This window comes from Jannaschia seohaensis, assembly GCF_900116765.1.
Lineage (GTDB): Bacteria > Pseudomonadota > Alphaproteobacteria > Rhodobacterales > Rhodobacteraceae > Jannaschia > Jannaschia seohaensis.
Genome location: NZ_UETC01000002.1, coordinates 666493 through 684658, shown reverse-complemented (window position 1 = coordinate 684658; position 18166 = coordinate 666493). Strand labels below are relative to the sequence as shown.

16 protein-coding genes and 2 pseudogenes are annotated in these 18166 nt (G+C 64.9%); 13 read left to right on the top strand and 5 right to left on the bottom strand.

Annotated features, from left to right (window positions below):
- Positions 1-102: 102 nt before the first annotated feature.
- A pseudogene (locus DTQ71_RS08035) lies at positions 103-428 on the bottom strand (transposase); the annotation flags it as partial.
- Positions 429-522: 94 nt separating this feature from the next.
- Between DTQ71_RS08035 and DTQ71_RS08030 the strand changes: the two are divergent.
- Positions 523-678, top strand: coding sequence for a response regulator (locus tag DTQ71_RS08030; protein WP_109563736.1), 156 nt, complete (start codon positions 523-525; stop codon positions 676-678).
- A gap of 162 nt (positions 679-840) precedes the next feature.
- Here DTQ71_RS08030 and DTQ71_RS08025 read toward each other — a convergent pair whose 3' ends face one another.
- Together DTQ71_RS08025 and DTQ71_RS08020 are read right to left on the bottom strand one after the other, a co-directional pair.
- Positions 841-2469 (bottom strand): MFS transporter, encoded by a 1629-nt coding sequence (locus tag DTQ71_RS08025; RefSeq protein ID WP_109563735.1) that lies wholly within the window; start codon positions 2467-2469, stop codon positions 841-843.
- Positions 2470-2475: 6 nt separating this feature from the next.
- Positions 2476-3171, bottom strand: a complete 696-nt coding sequence (locus tag DTQ71_RS08020; protein ID WP_109563734.1) for an SDR family NAD(P)-dependent oxidoreductase — start codon at positions 3169-3171, stop codon at positions 2476-2478.
- A 236-nt stretch (positions 3172-3407) separates the two neighbouring features.
- Between DTQ71_RS08020 and DTQ71_RS08015 the strand changes: the two genes are divergently transcribed.
- The 8 genes from DTQ71_RS08015 (at position 3408) to DTQ71_RS24835 (ending at position 12488) form a co-directional block, all read left to right on the top strand.
- Positions 3408-4484 (top strand): tyrosine-type recombinase/integrase, encoded by a 1077-nt coding sequence (locus DTQ71_RS08015; RefSeq protein ID WP_109563733.1) that lies wholly within the window; start codon positions 3408-3410, stop codon positions 4482-4484.
- Positions 4485-4785: 301 nt separating this feature from the next.
- A complete protein-coding gene (locus tag DTQ71_RS23120) occupies positions 4786-5388 on the top strand; it encodes a hypothetical protein (RefSeq protein WP_146204824.1) in 603 nt (200 codons plus the stop codon).
- A gap of 558 nt (positions 5389-5946) precedes the next feature.
- On the top strand, positions 5947-6288 hold the full coding sequence (locus DTQ71_RS24580) for a helix-turn-helix transcriptional regulator (RefSeq protein ID WP_342768111.1): 342 nt from the start codon (positions 5947-5949) through the stop codon (positions 6286-6288).
- A 22-nt stretch (positions 6289-6310) separates the two neighbouring features.
- Positions 6311-6730: a hypothetical protein gene (locus DTQ71_RS08005; protein WP_170125343.1), complete on the top strand. Its 420-nt coding sequence runs from the start codon at positions 6311-6313 to the stop codon at positions 6728-6730.
- A 41-nt stretch (positions 6731-6771) separates the two neighbouring features.
- Positions 6772-9615, top strand: coding sequence for a VapE domain-containing protein (locus DTQ71_RS08000; protein WP_109563730.1), 2844 nt, complete (start codon positions 6772-6774; stop codon positions 9613-9615).
- Positions 9612-10463, top strand: a complete 852-nt coding sequence (locus DTQ71_RS07995; RefSeq protein WP_109563729.1) for a DNA-methyltransferase — start codon at positions 9612-9614, stop codon at positions 10461-10463. Before DTQ71_RS08000 ends, DTQ71_RS07995 begins: the two co-directional genes overlap by 4 nt.
- Positions 10464-11849: 1386 nt before the next feature.
- Positions 11850-12038, top strand: a complete 189-nt coding sequence (locus DTQ71_RS07990; RefSeq protein ID WP_109563728.1) for a hypothetical protein — start codon at positions 11850-11852, stop codon at positions 12036-12038.
- A 12-nt stretch (positions 12039-12050) separates the two neighbouring features.
- Positions 12051-12488, top strand: a complete 438-nt coding sequence (locus DTQ71_RS24835; protein ID WP_109563727.1) for a winged helix-turn-helix domain-containing protein — start codon at positions 12051-12053, stop codon at positions 12486-12488.
- Positions 12489-12683: 195 nt separating this feature from the next.
- On the opposite strand, the pseudogene DTQ71_RS07980 reads toward DTQ71_RS24835, so the two are convergent.
- Positions 12684-13307, bottom strand: a pseudogene (locus DTQ71_RS07980) (IS110 family RNA-guided transposase); the annotation flags it as partial.
- Between the two features lie 133 nt (positions 13308-13440).
- Here DTQ71_RS07980 and DTQ71_RS07975 point away from each other — a divergent pair.
- Together DTQ71_RS07975 and DTQ71_RS07970 are read left to right on the top strand one after the other, a co-directional pair.
- Positions 13441-14397: a polysaccharide biosynthesis/export family protein gene (locus tag DTQ71_RS07975; protein WP_170125342.1), complete on the top strand. Its 957-nt coding sequence runs from the start codon at positions 13441-13443 to the stop codon at positions 14395-14397.
- Positions 14398-14474: 77 nt separating this feature from the next.
- On the top strand, positions 14475-14765 hold the full coding sequence (locus DTQ71_RS07970; RefSeq protein WP_109563724.1) for a hypothetical protein: 291 nt from the start codon (positions 14475-14477) through the stop codon (positions 14763-14765).
- 157 nt (positions 14766-14922) lie between these two features.
- Here DTQ71_RS07970 and DTQ71_RS24135 read toward each other — a convergent pair whose 3' ends face one another.
- Positions 14923-15405, bottom strand: a complete 483-nt coding sequence (locus DTQ71_RS24135) for a hypothetical protein (protein ID WP_245947313.1) — start codon at positions 15403-15405, stop codon at positions 14923-14925.
- 63 nt (positions 15406-15468) lie between these two features.
- Between DTQ71_RS24135 and DTQ71_RS07955 the strand changes: the two genes are divergently transcribed.
- Positions 15469-16026: a plasmid pRiA4b ORF-3 family protein gene (locus tag DTQ71_RS07955; RefSeq protein WP_109563721.1), complete on the top strand. Its 558-nt coding sequence runs from the start codon at positions 15469-15471 to the stop codon at positions 16024-16026.
- Positions 16027-16263: 237 nt separating this feature from the next.
- Positions 16264-17481, top strand: coding sequence for a sialidase family protein (locus DTQ71_RS07950; RefSeq protein WP_109563720.1), 1218 nt, complete (start codon positions 16264-16266; stop codon positions 17479-17481).
- Positions 17482-18166 lie beyond the last annotated feature (685 nt).

Below are 18166 nucleotides of genomic sequence, written 5' to 3'. Positions count from 1 at the left end.
GCCCGCCAGCCCCGGAAAGCATCATCCCGATAGATCAGAGGCCCGTCATGCACTAACACTGAAATCGGACCACTCGGTGGGGGCAGGTCACGGGCGCTCGGCGTAGGGCAGCTGCACGGCCAGCGTCTTCTGCCTTCGGCACAGCGTCGAATAGTCCGGCACCGGCCAATCCAGGCCCGCGAGCTTCAGCAGGCTGGCGACGAAGCCCGTCGTCTGGCGCAGCGGCAGGCCAAACAGGACCTTCACTGTCAGGCATGCCTGGATCGCGGCGTCGCTGTAGACCGGCTGCGCGCCGGCCTGCCCGAGCGCGCCGCATGCCATGGCGTCGAAGGGTCGAACCACACCGTCAGCGAGCCGCGCCTACGAAGCGCGGCATTGTAGCTCGACCAGTTGAGGGTGCGGTAGCGGACGGGCGCAGGCTTGGACATCCCACCCAGCTATGTCGCTGGACTCTCGATGTGAACCCCAGGATCCGCTTCGTGCAACAACGCCCAGCTGAGGGAGAAGCTGCCGGAGAACGAGATGCCGCGCGTTGTCGCGCTGACGGCCAACGCAATGAGCGCAGAGCGGACCCGGTATATCGAGGCAGGCATGGATGACTACCTCAGCAAGCCGATCGACGTCGGCGCGCTGGCCGGCAGTCTGCGGCGCGCCGGCGAAAAGTCGATGGGAAGCTGACATTTGCTCTGCAGGTGTTCAATGGCAGGTCTGGGCCGATACCGGTAAAGCCCCAAATGCTGCCTCTCCGATTAGTTCGGTGCGCCTGCAGGTCGATCCGGGGAGCTCTCTCCTGCCGTTCATGGCGAGGCAGTCGTAGGACAGCAAGGCCTTGGTCCCTCCTCACACCCCCTTGCTTGCCCGCCGTCCTGGCGTCGTGCGCAGCTCCGCGAGGGAGTGTCGTTCGATCATGCGGTGGACGCGGATCGGCTCCGGCCCGCGGTGGAGGGCGCGGAGTTGCTTGAAGTTCTCGATGTCTTCCTCGGTCCGGCGTTCGTGGTGGCGGATGTATTCGACCCAGGTCGGGACGTGGTAGCTCTCGGTCCAGATGTCGGGGTTCTCCATGTCGCGCAGCAGCGTCCATTGGCCGGCGCCGTCGCGGATGCGGATGCGGCGGCGGTCGGCCATGAGCGCGAGGAAGCGGGGCACGTCGGCCTCGTCGATGGTGAAGTCGACCATCACCATGACCGGCCCGCTGCGCGGCTGGATGTCGAGCGACAGCGTGGGCTCGACGAAGGTGCCCGCCGGGTCGAGGCGCATCTCGGCGCGGTCGGGCATGGGGGATAGAAAGCCGAAGGCGAGGCCGAGCCCCATCGCGACCCCCGCGCCGATGAGGGCGACGCCCATGCTGCTGCCTTCGGCCAGCGCGCCCCAGAGCCAGCTGCCCGCGGCCATGCCGCCGAAGGTGCCGGTCTGGTAGAGCGCCAGGACGCGGCCCACGACCCAGCGGGGGGTCGAGAGCTGGATCGTGGTGTTCAGGAGCGACAGCGCGATGACCCAGCAGGATCCGGCGAGGAATAGGACGGCGCCCGCGACGACGACCGGCGGGGAGAGGGCCAGGGCGAGGTAGCAGATCGCGTAGCCTCCGAAGGCGATGCGGATGATCGCCTCGTTCTCGAAGCGCTGCCTCAGGCGCTGGTTGGCCATCGCGCCGGCCACGGCGCCCACGCCGAAGGCGCCGAGCAGGAGGCCGTAGGTGAGCGAGGTGCCGCCCAGCGTGTCGCGGACGATCACCGGCAGCAGGGCCTGGAGCGCGATCGCGGACAGGCCGAAGAGAAAGGCGCGCAGGATCGTGCGGACCAGGCCCGGCGACATCGCGACATAGCGCAGCCCGGCGGCGAAGGCGCTGCCGAAGGCTTCGCGGGGCAGGCGGCTCGCCTTTGGCTTTGGCTTCCAGGCGAAGAGGGCGGCGATGATCGCGATGTAGCTCGCAGCATTCACGGCGAAGGCGGCGGCGGCCCCGAAGGCGGCGACGATGGCGCCCCCTGCCGCCGGGCCGACGCTGCGCATCATGTTGAAGCCGATGGAGTTGACCGAGACGGCGGCGGGCAGCTCGGCCTTGCTCACGAGGTCGCCGACGGTGGCCTGCCAGGAGGGGTTGTTGAGTGCGGTGCCGCAGCCGATCAGGAAGGTGAAGGCCAGCAGCAGCCAGGGCGTGAGCCAGCCCTCGAAGGCGAGGAAGGCCAAGCCGATGGAACTCACGCACATGAAGGCCTGCGCCCCGAGCATGACCTTCCGGCGGTCGAAATTGTCGGCGAAGACGCCGGCCGCCAGCGAGAAGATCATGATCGGCAGGGTGACCGAGGACTGGACCAGCGCGACCATGCTCTCGGAGGAGGTGAGCGAGGTCATCAGCCAGGCCGCGCCGATGGCCTGGACGATGCCGCCGAAATTGGAGGCCAGCGTCGCGACCCAGAGATTGCGGAACGCGGGGTTCCGGAAGACGGCGAGGGTCGGGACCGGGTCCGCCATGCAAGGTCAGAAGGTCTCGACCCAGGGGCGGACCGCGATCTCGTGGGTCCAGGCGCTGCGGTCCTGCTCGATGAGATGGCGGTAGGTGCGGGCGATGGCCTCGGGGCGCAGCTTGGAGCCGGGACGGTCGGCGGGTTCGCTGACGCCTGGGTTCAGAATGGCGCCGTCGATATTGATCCAGGCGACATGGATGCCCTTGGGGTGCAACTCCCGCGCCATGCTCTCGGCCAGCCCGCGCTGCGCGAACTTGCCCATGGCGAAGGGGGCCGACTGGGGAAAGCCCTTCACGCCCGCCGAGGCGCCGGTGAAGAGGATCGTGCCGCGGCAGCCGTCGACGGGCTCGGTGTCCAGCATCCGCCGTGCGGCGTGCTTCCCCGCCAGGAACGCGCCGATCGCCGTGACCTCGACCGCGCGCCGGACCTCGTCGGCGTCGAGCTCCGCCACGGGCCCCCGCACTCGCATGGACGGGTTGTAGACGACGACCCGCGGCGGGCGGGGCAGGGCATCGAACAGGGCCGCCACGCCCGCCTCGTCGGTCGCGTCGAGCAGAACGGTCTCCGCCCCGGTCTCGGCGGCGAGGTCGCGCATCTTGTCCGGGCTCCGCGCGGCCAGCGTCAGCGTGTGATCCTGCGCCAGCTCCCGCGCTACCGAGGCCGACAGCCCGTCCCCGACCCCGATGATGACGGCATGCGGTTTATCCATCGTCTCCTCCCCCAAAGCCCGGAGACCCGCTTGACCTCGCAGGTCGCTTCCCATAGCTCGTAAAGCGCTGAGCGGGCGTTGTGTAGTGGTAAGACCTCAGCCTTCCAAACAAGGCGCCTTCTTTTCCGGACGGTTCGTTTCCATTCCAAGCCGTTCTTTTCGTTGACATAGATCTGTCCGATCATGTCCACTCGGTTCCTATAGATTGCTGTAGAAACCGACAAAAAGCCGACACCATGCCGAAGCTGACCGAGACCTTCGCAACCAAGCTTCCTCAAGCCAGTCAAGGCACGCAGAAGTACTGGGACACCGAGATCCGAGGCTTCGTGCTCTATGTCGGAAAGCGATCGAAGACCTGGTACTACCAGCGTGATGTCGGCGGTCGGACTCGGCGCGCGCTGATCGGCCGCCACCCGGTCATCACCGCCGCGACGGCGCGGCAGACGGCGCTCGGGTTTGCGCTTGAGTGGGGGCGTGGCGCAGGCAAGACCATCCAGATCGGGGCGCCGACCCTGCAGGCCGCGATGGACGCCTATCTGGCGCGCCCGAAGCTCAGATCGGACACTCATCGCCTTGGCCTTCGGCAGCAGTTCGATCTCCACCTGAAAGAGTGGATGAGGCTTCCGCTCGATGAGATCACGAAGTCCATGGTCGTCGCCAAGCATCGTTCGATGGCGGATCGTCCGTCGGCCGCCAACCACCTGCTCAAGTACTTCCGCACCGTCTGGAACCATGCACGCCGCACCGCCGATCTGCCCGAGTGCCCGACCATGGCGATCGAATGGTACGAGGAGCGTCCGAATGGATCGGTGATCGAGGATCTCGCAGAGTGGCGACGGACCATCGAAGGTTTGCCGAACCCGATCCATTCGGCGTTCTTCGAACTCCTGTTGTTCACCGGGCTTCGAAAGAGCGAGGCGCTGACGCTGGAGTGGAAGAACGTTCATGAGGATCGCATTCACCTGCCGATGACGAAGAACGGCCGAAGCTTCGACCTGCCCATCCTGCAGGTACATCACGAGATCCTGGCCCCTGTTCGGGGTCTCCACCGTCGCTGGGTGTTTCCCTCGTCCAAGGGACCTGACGGTCGCATGACGTCTCCGCAGCGAATGAAGTGGTCGCCACATGCGCACCGGCGGACCTTTGCGACCGTTGCGATGGAAGCCGGGGTGCTCGAGGAGTTTGTGGGCCGCCTGCTGAACCACACGCCGCTCTCGATCACGGGCCAGAGATATGTCCGTCCGTCCACTGCGGCGCTGGTTCCGAGTATGGAACTGACCTGCACCAAGCTTCAGGGGAGACTTGCCTCCTGAGGCCCCCTGATCGAGCCAGCCTTCGGCTAGCCCTATGGCTACTGAAGGTGCCGCAGCCGGTCGAACCTCAAGGAGTAGGCAACCAGTCCAAATTTGGGCTCGTAAAATCCACAATGACGGCATTCGTGCAAATGATCTTTTCGATTTACCCCACGCCAAAGGGCAGGGCGGAAGCATCCATTCGCGATGGCATCGCAGTGCAATTCTTCAGAGGTGTCACTTAGTGAAAAGAGATCGAGAAGATTCCCAAGGGAAGCGCGAAAGGCCAAGTGAATCGGATATTGATTCCGCGGTGTCGATTATGAACCACCTCATTGGGGAAGGTTTTCTCGACTTTCCAGAGGAGTGGTTGAAGGCATGGTACTGTTATGACCTCAAGTGGTCGACGAAGGCCCCAAAACATGTGACGGTGCCCCGCGATAATTTGGCGGAGCTGGTCACCGAAGCAAAGTTGAAGTCAGACGTCTTCGATCTCGTGTCCTTCATAGTCAAATCCAAACATGAGGCAGGAGTTGAGTTGGCAGGGCCTCTGTTCGAATTCTTCAAAGATATTGAGTCTGGCGTGAGCAGGCGTCCTCCAGGTCTGGTGGGTCGAAAAAAGAACTGGGGCCGAGATTTTATCATAATCAATGCGATGGAATTTGTCATGTTCGGCGATCCAGATGACTACAAGACATGGCGTCGTCCTCTGGCAAATCGGGAAAAGGGAGACGTCAGGAAAAGCTTCGCTTCAGCTAGTGAGATACTCGAGCTTGCCCTGCCACACACAAGAATTGGGGGCATGAAAAGAAGGACCGTGGAAGCCATTTGGGAAAAATCTCAGAAGCGAGAGGATCACAGTGAGGCGCGGTCGCTTTATCTTGTTGGGATGTTGGATGATCTGGACGATTTAAATCGCGTCTGAGTTGCGCTGTGGTCAGATCAATCTGTAATTTGGCTCCATACCCCGCTGCGACCTGCGCCCTTTCGGGCTCTAGGAAACTGAAACGAGTGAATGAATAGAGCATAGTCGAGTCGTCGGGCTACCATGACGGGAGTCGCACGTTCGAGGGCAAGCTCCTGCCAGTCCAGCCGCAGATGGCGAGGACCATTGCCAAACCAGTACTCCGGAAACTTCAGTGACACGGCCGACGATGAGGAACGTAAGGTTGTGAGCTTTGCATCGCCTCTGACACCGCGAACGACTGTGAGCGCCCCTCGATCATGCGCTGCGGTCAGGTAAAGAATCCGCCCGCGGCCCTCTATGCCACAGTCGGGGCGCTGCCTCGTCCCTTACTGCGATCGCCTCAAGTGTAGTTTGTCCGGCGGCATAAAGGGTTGCCAAGGATGCCGCACGTTAGATGGCCTCTTCTTGGCTGTCGAGCTCGCCTAACCATCGCCAGGAGGACGATATCCTGGTCGTAGTCTTGATCCTGGTCGTAGTCTTGCCTTAGCACCGTTCGTCATCGTCGCAGACCGAGCCATGATCGAGGGTAGGGAAATCCTGAAGCGGTCAATATTTGGGACGATCCGGCCGGTACAGGGAGGCATCACGAGGCATCAGCAGCAAACTGGAGCCTCCGAGATGACCTCTCAAGCAAATCAGCGAAATGACTTCGGTAACGATGGCCGGCGACCCGAGAGCACCGACTACCTCCGTCCGTCGGAGGCCGCAAAGTACACCGGGCACTCCGAGTCGACCTTGGCCAAGCTTCGCATGCAGCACAAGCGTGCCTGCGGACCGGTCTTCATCAAGCGCGGTGGCGTCGTTCTCTACCGCCGCGCTGATCTCGATGCCTGGCTGAACGGCTTCGTGATCCAATGAAATGAGGACCGACACCTCCTCCATGACCATTGGAATGGAAGGGCCGTCTTTCTCAGGAAGCGACAGGGATAAGATCATCATGACTCAAGATAACTACCTGCCAGGAGGTCCTGCGATCTGCGAAGACGATCTGGCGTCAATGAGGTATTCGCGGTTTGGCCGTCTGGTGGCCCATGGCATGGATCGGCAAGCCGCACGGCTATTCGCGATCCTCGAAGCAAAACAACGGCAGCAGCTTGCGCGCCAGGTCGGAGCCGACGCCGCTCTACTCGCTGGGATCGAATGGATCGACAATGGTGAGCTTGGGCTGACGGTAAAGCTTGTTCTGGACAAAGTCCCTGCCGATCTCAGCAACCGTTTCATCGCGGACTTTCAGCTGCCTGATGAAGTGGATGAGTTTCTGCCCGGCGAAGACAATGAAGAAAATGAGCTTCTCAAATGACCTGTTGCCTAGGTCAAATCGACTTCGGCCCGGAGGTGGTCATGTTGAAGCAGGAAGAATGGGTCGACGCCAAGCGCGTCGTCCTGTCCACGGGCCGGAGTTCCGGCAGGGGGACCGGGCTTGGCAAGGTCGAGCAGAAGCCTTGGACGATCAAGAAGCTGCGGCAGAAGTTCCGCGAGCCGATGGTCGATCAGAACACCACGTTCCCCAGGTACCTCAAGCTGAAAGCGATCGCGGCGGACCTCAAGAACCCGCGGCACAAGGAAGCCAACGACGCGATCCTCGACATGAAGCGGTCCGCCGGCAACTGGACGGCCGCGCGCTACTCGGGGAAGAAGCGCAAGGTCACGGACATCGTGGCGAAGACAATGCTGGTCCTCGACATCGACCACGCGAACCCCGACCAGACCGCCGACATCCGCGCCGGGCTGACGCCGTGCAGCGAGTTCTACTGGCTGGCCCACACCTCGCGCTCGCACTACCCCGAGAAGCCGAAGTTCCGCCTCGCGTTCCCGGTCTCCCGGGAGATGACGCCCGAGGAGGCTCACGCCTGCCTCCGGCTGCTCTCGACCTACCTCCTGGACGACCCGCAGGAGGGGATCGAGATCGTCGATTCGGTCACGTTCCGGCCGAACCAGACGATGTTCTGGCCGTCGATCTCGAAGGGCCAGGACTACTGGTGGGACGAGAACCGCGGCGCGATCCTCGACGTTGACGAGTTCCTGGCGCGGCACCCTGGCTGGGACAACTACGAGAGCCTGCCCTACCGCGAGGACGAGAAGCAGCGCGGCCTCAAGGACCCCTCCGTCAAGATGGAGGACCCCCGGGAGAAGGCCGAGCCGATCGGCGCCTTCTGCCGCACCTACTCGGTAGAGGACGCGATCGACACGTTCCTGCCCGAGGTCTACGAACGCAGCCTCAACGCGGCCGACGTGCGCTACAACTACGTGCCCGGTTCGGCGAACAACGGCGCGATCGTCTATGACGACGGGCTGTTCCTGCTCTCGCTCCACGCCTCGGACCCCGCCGAGGGGATGCACAACGCCTTCGACCTGGTCCGCATCCACAAGTTCGGGCACCTCGACGACGCGGCGCACGGAAACACGAGCCCGGGCAACATGCCCAGCTTCAAGGCGATGGTGGAGTTCTGCCGCGGTGACGAGGACGTGACCGCGGAGGAGTTCTCCGCCTTGGGCGACGCCCTGGACGACCTGGGGGACGAAACGGACGACGAGGAGGAGGAGGAGGACCAGGACGACCCGATCTCCTCGCAGACGGACGACGCGCCGGCCCCGGGCCCGTCGAAGGACATCGACCCGGACGATCCCCTCGGGAGCCAGTTGGACGACCTCGACGACGAGGAGGAGGACGAGGACGCCGCGAAGGAGCGCGCCGAGAAGGACGCGAAGAAGGAGAAGAAGCGGTGGCTGGCGAAGCTGCTGCGGAAGGCCAATGGAGACATCGAGCCGCGGCTGTCGAACATCACCCTGATCTGCCAGAATGACCCGCGGATCGCGCCGTGCATCGCCTACAACGAGTTCACGCTGTCGCCGATCTGCCGCAAGCCGATCCGCTCGAAGAAGATCGAGACGCCCTCGGAGCCCGTGCCGAAGAAGGACCGGGCGACCGGGCGGAAATGGTCCGACTCGGACGACACCTCGATCAAGCTGATCGCCTCCTACAACTCGACCTGCGGCGGCTACGAGGTCGAGTTCACGAAGGACAACATCCAGGACGCCGTGCTGTCGGCCGGCAAGCTGAACCGCTTCCACCCGGTCAAGGACTTCATCGAGGGGTGCCACCGGACCTGGATCGAGCGGGGCCGCCCCGAGGGCGCGGTCGCCCGGCTGGCGGCAGACCTGCTCGGATGCCCGGACACCCCGTTCCACCGGGAGAGCGCCAGGATGTACCTGCTGGGCGCGGTGGCGCGCATCTACGAGCCCGGCTGCAAGTTCGACGCGATGCTGATCCTCGAAGGGCCCACCGGCTCCCGCAAGTCCACCTTCTTCGAGGTCCTGTTCAACGGGCTTTCCTCGGACCTCGACTGCGATCTCGACGACACCGGCCGCCTGATCGAGAACATCCGCGGGTGGTGGTGCAAGGAGATGGCCGAGATGAAGGTCGCCAAGCGCGCCGACGCGAACACGCTCAAGCGGACGCTCTCCGCGGCCTCCGACACCCACCGGCTCGCCTACGGGCGCCGGGAGGACACCTACCCGCGCCAGAACGTCTTCGCGGGCACCTCCAACGAGGACGACTACCTCACCGACCCCACATCCAGCCGCCGCTATTGGGTCTGGCGCACTCCGAAGACCGAGGCCGACCCGATCGACACGGACCGGCTCCATGGGATGCTCTGGCAGCTATGGGGCGAGACCTACCAGGCGTACCTCGACATGCGCGTGGCGAAGCCGGAGGGCGCGCTGCACCTCGATCTCCGCGACCCGGAGGTCCAGAAGGAGCGCGACCGGATCGCGGGCGGCAGCCGGAAGCTGACGGCGACCGAGATGATCGCCGAGGAGATCGGCTCCTGGCTCGACAAGCCTCGGCCTGCCGAGGAGGTCATGGTCGATGCCTCGGGCCTCACGCTGGACGGCTACGAGGGCGACACGACGCCGATGGTCCGCAACATGGTGACGGCAAAGGATGCCTTCGACGCGTTGTCCCAGGAGCCCACGCTGCGCGCCTACAGGAACGCCGACGTGCGGACCTACGGCAAGGCCCTGGCGCTCGTGCCGGGGTGGCGGGACATCGGCAGGGTGCGCCGCCACGACCAGCGGGCGGCTTGGTTCGTCCGAGGGGAGGACGGGCCCCTTTGGGTGCCGGCGCCCGAGGAGGAGGAGCCGGAGGACGAAGGCGACAACCTGGAGGACCTGCTGGCATGATCCTCGTCGGAGATGCGACCACCCGGCTCCGGGAATTGCCCGCGGGCAGAGTCCACACATGCGTAACCAGTCCGCCGTACTTCGGCTTGCGTGACTACGGCGTCGAGGGCCAGATCGGCAGAGAGGACACCGTTGAAGCGTTCATCGCCCGCTTGGTTGATGTCTTCCGCGAGGTTCGCAGGGTGCTGCGGGACGACGGGACGTTGTGGCTGAACATCGGGGACACCTACGTCAAGAAGCAACGACTCCTGGTTCCCGCGCGCGTTGCTCTCGCGATGCAAGCCGATGGGTGGCTGCTGCGCGACGAAGTGATATGGCATAAGCCGAGGACGACGCCGTCCCCGGTCAAGGATAGAACAGTCGCCGCCCACGAGATGATCTACCTGTTCTCGAAGCGGCCCCGATACGCCTACGACTATCGAGCGATAGAAGAACCCGCGAAGTACCCCAACCAGCGACGGAAAGCGGCAACGGCGTTCCGGCGCGTAAAGACCGCCGGGGGAGTCGACGAGGGGCGGAAAACGCCAGTCGAACGGGAGATCGTCGTTGGGACCACGCGCCGCAAGCGTTCTGTCTGGTCGGTCAATCCCGCGCCTTACAAGGAAGCGCATTTCGCGACTTTCCCGCCAGACCTGATCGAGCCGTGCGTCTTGGCGGGAGCCCCGCGAGGCGGCACCGTCCTGGACCCCTTTGGCGGCTCGGGAACAACAGCCGGCGTAGCCGAGAAACATGGGCGACGTTGGGTGCTGTGCGAGGTAAACCCCGACTACGCCGCGCTCGCAAAACGGCGGATCGCAGCGATCTCGGGCCGTTCTTCGGGGAGAACGGTAGAAGACCTGCTCGCCTGAGTCCGACTCCGAACGGCACAACCAAGTGTAGAAGCCCGGCCCTCGTGGCCGGGTTTTCTCGTTCTCGGGGGCGGATTCCGCGGCGCGGCGGGGGTGGAGAGCGGCAGCCGGGCGGGCTTTCCGGCGCTTCGCGCGCGGCCTCCGGGTTGACCGATTTCCGGGATGCCGCGGTGCAGAGATTCCGGTTGAAGGCGGCTGGAGACCGGAACCCCAAGGTGTCCCATAGGACAGGGCGAATAAGGGGACGCGGTTTTTCGTCATACTTTCCGGGGCTTACGCCGCGGCGTCCGGTTGTCCCATTGGCGGTCTCTTATGTAACGGGTCCCAAGGTAGACATTACAGATTCGTGGGGTGTCTATATACCCCATACCCTATATGTCTATATTTCTAAGACTGCCTTCTAAGAATACTAATAGGACAATGGGACAGTTCACCGGAACCCCTTGTAAGATATTAGGAAAACCCGTCCTATCAACCGTTCGTTGTCTTCGGACGCAATGGCTCAATGGGACACCCGCCGGGGCCTCTTGTCTCGCCGTGCTGCACCGCAGAAAATTGAGAGCCCGACCCCCGGCTGACGTGCGGCCTCGCAGCACGGCGCCCGAGATCGAGCGGGATCACCAGGACGCCCCGGAGCCCGGCTTCCTGTGGGGGTGTGGCCGTTCATGTGCATGAGCGCACGATTGGAGGCCGATTTGACCGGCAAACATGAACAGAATTGCAGGAAACCGGCTGTGACATGAACATGATCGCACCTGGGGGACTTTTACCCCCGGAGTTCTGTGCGGAATCGTCGAATCCCGCGCTCTGCGCCCCCCCCGGAAGACCCCCCGCCTGGAGAAGGACCCAAGCGAACAATTCGTTATCTCTCTTCGGAATCTCAATCGTCTGCATGGCCCGGAATCAGAATCAATTTTCAATATAACTTCGAACCCTGTCGACCTGTCCGTTAGAGATTGTCCGAAGTAGCAAGAAGTCTGCTTGTATCGGTCCCATAAATTCTTCAATTCGCCTGTGACTCGTGCCGTGCCAGGGAGTGAACCTGGCTGCTCGCTGCCGAACCTTGAGCGCAAGGCCTCGTGGCTCCTGCACATCGATTGGGCACGTTGCCTCCAGCACGCATCGCAACGACTGCCGCGAAATTCGCGCACATGTTCGATCGCGAACATTTCGCCCCTCAAGATACCCTTCCAACTTTGTGGACGAAAAAATTGTCACTCGTGGAAAGATGTCGAGATGACCAGAATATTTTGGAGCTAAGCGCTGCTGACGACCAAAATCGTAAACCCACCGACTGATCCCAGCGGCCTCGTTCGCTGACTCGATTGTGAGATGCGCGCACCGGCGGGCCATGATTCGGTTCTTTCGTTGATGGGAGGGCCGACGATGACGGTTTCGATCACGCGGAATGAGTTGGACGCGACGGGTCTGCGCAAGGCGGCGGCGCGCAGCCGAAACGCGCGGCGGAACGCGCGGGCGGCACGTCGGATGCTGGCCTTGGCGATGGTGCTCGAGGGGGCGGATCGCCGGACGGCGGCCGAGGCATGTGGGATGGACCGGCAGGCGCTGCGGTGAGGAGGATCAGGGATCGGTCCGGGGGACCGATCCCCCGACGAACGGGTCCACCGCTACAACGACGAGGGGCTGGACGGGCTGTCGGACCGGCGCGGGCCGGTCGGCCCGCCGGCGCGGCTGAGCGCCGAGCAGAAGGCGGAGCTTGCGGCGATCGTCGAGAGGGGGCCCAACCTGGCCACCGACGGGGTGGTGCGGTGGCGGCGGGTGGGCCTGCAACGGGTGATCCGCGAGCGCTTCGGCGTGGAGATGCACGAGCGGACCGTGGGCAAGCAGCTGGCCGCCCTGGGCTTCCGGAGACTGTCCGTGCGTCCCCACCACCCCAGGCGGGACATGGAGGCGCAGGAGGCATTCAAACGTATGGCCCGCCCCGTTGGCAAGTCGGTTGCATCTGGCTCGGGCTGGTCGTGCGCAAACGTATCCGGCGTAGGGGCACGGTGGCCCTTGCCATGATGGAGATCCGCGCGTCCTGGCCCTCGTGAAAGGCCCGGCATCGCTGCCCGGAGACATCTGCGCCGTTTTTTGAACCAGGCTTCCAGGGACGCGGGTGTTCGATCCTTCCGGCCATCAGCCTCCTTGTCGCCAACCTCACGCGGTCCCGGCGCCGCCGGGGCCGTTCCCTATCTCGCCACCGCTCTCGTCATGTGACTACGGTGGAGCCGCCTGCCTGGTCGAAGCGCACGCCGCGATGATGGTGGCCCAGGCGATGCGCGCGAGCTTCGCGGCGAGCGCGACGATCACCACGTTCCGATGCGCCCGAGCGAGCAGGCCGCGCAGCCATGCGCCCAGCGGCGTGTGCTGCTTGGCGAGCCCCGGCAGCGCCGCACGCGCGCCGTGGATGAGCAACATGCGCAGGTAGGTGTTCCCCCGCTTGGTGATCCCGAGCAGCTTCGGCTTGCCCCCGGTCGTCATCTGCCTCGGCGTGAGGCCGAGCCAAGCCGGAAGGTCGCTCGCCCTGCGGAAGCTCTTGCCGTCGCCGATGGCCGCGACCATCGCCGTGGTGCTCAGGACGCCGATGCCGGGGATCGTCGTCAGCCGGCGCGCCGCCTCGTCCCTCTGCGCGTGCCCGGCCAAGTCGTCGTTCAAAGCGTCGGTCCGGCCGTCGAGCGCCCGCCACTCCGCCCGCATGTCGGCGACCAGCGCGAGGATGCACGGCGACACGTCCGCGGGCGGCGAGTCGAGCAGCGCGTCCACCTCCCGCTCGAGCACCTTGCGGCCTTGCCGGAAGACGTGCCCTCGCTCGAGCAGGATCGCCCGCAGCTGGTTCAGAAGCGCCTATCGCGCCCCGGGGACACGCGCGCCGTCCGGTTTTGCCGAGGGCGTCCGCTGCACCGATGGCGGGATCCGAGACGATGCCGCGGCAAACAAGTTCGCCGACGCGCTGGACCCCGCAGGGACGCGGGGGGTGGAGGTGCTTTCGCCCGGGGATCTCCTGCAGATCTTCGTCGAGCAGGACGACGTCTTCACCGGCGACTACGTGATCGGCGTGGACGGACGGGTCCGGATGCCCTTCGCGCGTCCGGTCGCCGCGGCGGGGCGGAGCCCGGCGGAGGTCGAGGCGGCCATCGCGGCCGCGCTCGTCGCCGAGCAGATCTACGACGACACCCCCAGCGTCTCGGTGCTGCTCGGCGATTACGCCGAGGCGGCGGTGTTCGTTTCGGGCGCCGTCTTCGAGCCGCGACAGGTCGTCGTCGGCGGCTCCAACGCGCAAACCCGCGACCCGCTGCGCCAGAGCGCGCGGGGCGCCGCGACCAGCTTTCGGACGCTATCGGCGGCGCTGCGCAGTGCCGGCGGTGTGCGTCCGGATGCGGATCTGGCCCGTGTCACCCTGATCCGGGGCGGAACTCGGCGCGTCTTCGACCTGAGCGGCGCGCCCAGGGGACGGCCATTCGCGGACCCGATCGTGATCGCGGGCGACCGGGTCGAGGTGCCGTCGCGTGGCTGCTTCCAGGACTGGTTGATGGTCCCGAGCTCAATCTCGCCGCCGGGCGTGACCGTATTCTTGTCGAACACCGCCGAGACGGTGCTGGCCAACGCGCCCGGCGCGATCCCGGACGCGCGCGAAATGCGCTACGGGACGCGTTTCCTGCAGGCGGTGTTCGGTCTTAACTGTGTCGGCGGCTCTAAGCTGACCAACGCGAACCGCCGCGCGGTCCTGTTCTCGCGCAACCCAATGACCGGGGAATCGATCGTCATCGACCGCTCCATCGAGGAAATCCTTCGACGGGCCGACCGCGACGCGTTCAACCCGTACATCCTGCCGGAGGACGCGATGGCCTGCTACGACAGCAAGACGGTCAGCGTGAAGAACCTGGCGGCCGCCTTCGGCATCGTCGCTGCGGGGGTCATGGCAACGGACTAGTGGTCTGACCGGGACGGACCAGTCCCGGATGAGGAGTCTCTCTCAGCGCTTCGTGTGCGGGTCGGCTGCATGCGCTCATGGCCGCCAATCGCCGCCGTCTCGAGATCGTCTCGGGCGATCGCGACACGCCGCAGACGCATCTCCGGCAGGCCCGGATCGTGCTGCTGAGCGCGGACGGCATCGGCACGAACGCGATCGTGGCCGCGATTGGCATCGCAAAGACAAGGTCTGGCGCTGGCAGGAACGGTTCCCGGAAATACGGCGTCGACGGTTTGCGGTGCGACCGGAGCCGACCGCCCGTCAGGGCGCGGGTCGCCGACCGGATCGACGACGCGCGGGTGGCGTGGTTTCTCTCCAATAATCGGTAGCCCGCAGCCGTCGACGGTCTTGAGACCGGTCTGCCGAATGATCGAGGCATGTTGTGTCAGGCGGGCAGATGTCGCATTTTCCATTTATTCCGGTCCTTGAACATCCTGATCTCTCGGGGAAATTCCCCGAGCACGGGATTCGGGCGCCGCTCGAGTATCACGACGCGATCCAGCCCGACGAAAGCGAATTCGAGGTGGACGAGCGCGAGTTGATCGCAGCCGACGCGTCGTCGCTGAATGAGGCTCCGGCTGCTTTTCTGCCCATCGCGATCACGCCTGGGCGTGGGGTATGCCGGAGGAGTAATTCGGGGGGCTCCGCATCGAGCTCGACCATCCCGGCCTGCCCGCGGGCATGAAACTCGTTCTCGCCGTCGCGCGCCGCCTGACGGTCGATCCGGCTGGCACGGTCCCAAAGCGCGGGCGCGGACGCAGCGTCACAAGTCACGTGTGGGGAGGGAAGCATGGCGAAGACCCGCCTGCCGCGGCTCAGGCCATTCCCGTCGGACGGTTCAATCGAGATCGACAACAGCAGGGCCGAGTGCGCCATGCGCGCCTGCGTCCTGGGCGGCAAGGACGCGCTCTTCGCCGGCTCGCAGTCAGGCTGATCGAGACGGCCAAGCTGAAAGACGTTGATCCGCATGCCTCGCTCGCAGACGCTCTAGCCTGAATCCTGGACCACAAGATCACGAAGCTGGACGAGCTGATGCCATGGCCCGGGAGGTGTTCGCATCCCGCGCCCGCGCGCGAGGAAATAGGGCAGACGGGCACTCGTCGCATCGAAGTGCCCGAGACCAGGCGCCTCGACCCCCCGCACCTGGTGCTCGAGGCGACCATGACCTGGCAGACCTCTCACCTCTGGAAGTTCGAGGCCGGCGGCATCCGCCGGGGCGTGCTGGACCCTGACTGGAGCGACGACATCCGCCCCGCCGCCAAGGCGTCGCTTGCCGGTGCAGTGGGGCGCGCGGATGGCGGCGTCGTCGGCGATCTCGTCGACAGTTGGCAGCATCGCCTCCTCGTCGAAGACCGGATCGAGCCGGGCCCCGGGCATCTCCATTCCCGTCTGACCGACGTCGAGGACTGCTGCCCTCCAGAAGACGTTGGCGGCTCCCCCGGCGACGCGCGCTTTCTCGATATCCCCAACGAACCGAACGGTACGAAGCAAGCCGAACTCCTCGACTTGCGTGGCGACCCATTCGACCGAGACGTTTCGCCCTCCGACGAGCTCCGCCTCGACGTCCTCAAGCTCGCGAAGGAGGGATAGCCGGGAAGACGATAGGCAGCCAGGCCGGACGCTTACGCCGGTCGCGGCTCGACGCGCTGTCCTGAGAGATCAGCTACGGCCGCACCGGGCTTTCGGCAGTCAGGCGGCGAACGGAGCGCCTTGTTGCAATTTTGCGGTCGCTCCCTCACCCTTCGATCTGCGGCGGCAAAATCGGAGACCATCGTGAAAGGATCTCGGGGGCAACTGAGATGGGGCCGCGCTGCGACGGGGCTTCTCATGCTGACATCCGTCGCGACGACGAGCCAGGCCGATACGGCCTCCCTCGATAGCATTTTCACGACGATCGCTTCTGTCCCCTCGCCCGCGGGTGCTGGTGGACGCGAGCCGTCCGTCTTTGCGACTACGGATGGTGACGTCTTGATGAGCTGGACCGAACCGGAGGGGGCCGGCTTCGCAGTCAGGATGGCCCTATTTGACGGCGCGACATGGGCGCCTGCGGAGACTATCATCACGTCCGACGAGCTGTTTGTGAATTGGGTCGATATCCCTTCGGTCGTCGCGTTCGAAGATGGGACCCTTGCGGCGCATTGGTTGCAGCGAGCGGGTCGCGCGACTTACGCGTACAATGTGGTCCTCTCACTCTCGAAGGATGGCGGGGAAAGCTGGGCCGATCCGATCGTGCCCCACAAGGATCGCCAAGGGGTGCAGCACGGCTTCGTTTCTCTCCTGCCCCGCGGCGAGGACATGCTCGTCATCTGGTTGGACGGGAGAGAGTATGCGGGCGGCGGCGCGGACGCGCCGGAGGGCGGTTTTTCTGACTCCATGCAGCTCCGGGCAACGAGACTCACCGCCGAGGGCGACCTTTCGGAGGACATCTCTGTCGACGCGCGGACCTGTTCCTGCTGCCAGACCTCAGCGGCGCTGACGGGAGACGGCGTGGCGATCGTCGCCTATCGCGACCGCACGGAGACCGAGATCCGGGATATCTCGGTGGTCCGATACAGCGAGGACGGCTGGTCCGAGCCGGTGACTGTCCACAGGGATGGATGGCAGATCGCGGGCTGCCCGGTGAACGGCCCTGCGGTAGATGCTCGGGGCGGGAATGCGGTCGTCGCTTGGTTTACGGCGCCGGACGACAAGCCTGCGGTGATGGCGTCCTTTTCGGAGGACGGTGGACGCAGTTTCTTGCCTCCGCACCGCTTGGACCTGGGCGGAGCGATCGGACGGGTGGACACGATCATGCTGGGGGACGAGACCGCGCTCGTCTCCTGGGTGGAGTGGACCGAAGAAGGCGAAGCCCTGATGGTATGCCGCGTCACTCTCGACGAGGGATGTCCTTCGCCGACACGCCTTCATCTGCATACTGGTCCCGGCTCGCTCAATTTCCCGCGAATGGTGGCCGCGCCCGGAGGCGTGATCTTTGCATGGACGCAACCCGGCGCAGACATCTTCGGTGCCGAGGACCGCATCCAGCTGTTGCTGGGTCGCCTGTAAGCACAGGCATGCCCAGTCGAGCGATGCGGGATGGATAGAGGCGGCAAGCGGCTCTGGCTTCGACGCGTCACGATGACTTGCTGCTACCAGATCCTCCTGCCAGTTCAGGACGGCATTCAAGATCAGCTCATTCGGGCGAGTTGTCGCTGACCATCATGCAGAGATAGCCCCGGATTTCGGCGATCCGGTCCACATGCGGCACGCCCTGGACCTTGTCGAGCGAGTTCGGCCGCAGCCGCTCCATCTGCGCCTCGCCCAGCCAGAACAGGTTCTCTGACAGGACGCCGCCAAGGAGGGGCGGCGTGACTCACGAACAGGCTGACGACGCGAGAGGGTTCATGGGGCCGGAGCCTGGCGTCGATCGCTGCGCCGCGGGCAACGCGCATCCAGTCGCCACCGCGCCCTCGACCTGCGGCGTATGGATCGTCGCGACACGGGGGTCGAACTCCCGCGAGAGGCCCTCGGCGCTCCGCCCAAGCTCTGTGAATCTCGACACTCTGTTCCAGGAAAGCCGCCGGGGCCGGAGTTCGTGTCCGTCGCATCCGAACGCCTGTCCACCTCAGTCAAAGCGTGTCCACGAAACCGGAGGAATTCCACCTCAAGACGAAGAGCATTCGTCTGGCAGGGGAAAGGCTACCCCGAAACTTTCGCCGCCGGTTGTGGTGAGCCGGACGGCAGGCCGGTA

Excerpts from the sequence above, each read along its gene's own strand:
- DTQ71_RS24135 (WP_245947313.1), bottom strand. The coding sequence starts at position 15,405 with ATGCGGATCAACGTCTTTCAGCTTGGCCGTCTCGATCAGCCTGACTGC.
- DTQ71_RS07990 (WP_109563728.1), top strand. The coding sequence starts at position 11,850 with ATGACGGTTTCGATCACGCGGAATGAGTTGGACGCGACGGGTCTGCGC.
- DTQ71_RS07995 (WP_109563729.1), top strand. The coding sequence starts at position 9,612 with ATGATCCTCGTCGGAGATGCGACCACCCGGCTCCGGGAATTGCCCGCG.
- DTQ71_RS08015 (WP_109563733.1), top strand. The coding sequence starts at position 3,408 with ATGCCGAAGCTGACCGAGACCTTCGCAACCAAGCTTCCTCAAGCCAGT.
- DTQ71_RS24580 (WP_342768111.1), top strand. The coding sequence starts at position 5,947 with ATGATCGAGGGTAGGGAAATCCTGAAGCGGTCAATATTTGGGACGATC.
- DTQ71_RS07950 (WP_109563720.1), top strand. The coding sequence starts at position 16,264 with ATGCTGACATCCGTCGCGACGACGAGCCAGGCCGATACGGCCTCCCTC.
- DTQ71_RS08020 (WP_109563734.1), bottom strand. The coding sequence starts at position 3,171 with ATGGATAAACCGCATGCCGTCATCATCGGGGTCGGGGACGGGCTGTCG.
- DTQ71_RS07955 (WP_109563721.1), top strand. The coding sequence starts at position 15,469 with ATGCCATGGCCCGGGAGGTGTTCGCATCCCGCGCCCGCGCGCGAGGAA.
- DTQ71_RS08030 (WP_109563736.1), top strand. The coding sequence starts at position 523 with ATGCCGCGCGTTGTCGCGCTGACGGCCAACGCAATGAGCGCAGAGCGG.
- DTQ71_RS08005 (WP_170125343.1), top strand. The coding sequence starts at position 6,311 with ATGACCATTGGAATGGAAGGGCCGTCTTTCTCAGGAAGCGACAGGGAT.
- DTQ71_RS08025 (WP_109563735.1), bottom strand. The coding sequence starts at position 2,469 with ATGGCGGACCCGGTCCCGACCCTCGCCGTCTTCCGGAACCCCGCGTTC.
- DTQ71_RS07970 (WP_109563724.1), top strand. The coding sequence starts at position 14,475 with ATGGCCGCCAATCGCCGCCGTCTCGAGATCGTCTCGGGCGATCGCGAC.
- DTQ71_RS08000 (WP_109563730.1), top strand. The coding sequence starts at position 6,772 with ATGTTGAAGCAGGAAGAATGGGTCGACGCCAAGCGCGTCGTCCTGTCC.
- DTQ71_RS23120 (WP_146204824.1), top strand. The coding sequence starts at position 4,786 with ATGAACCACCTCATTGGGGAAGGTTTTCTCGACTTTCCAGAGGAGTGG.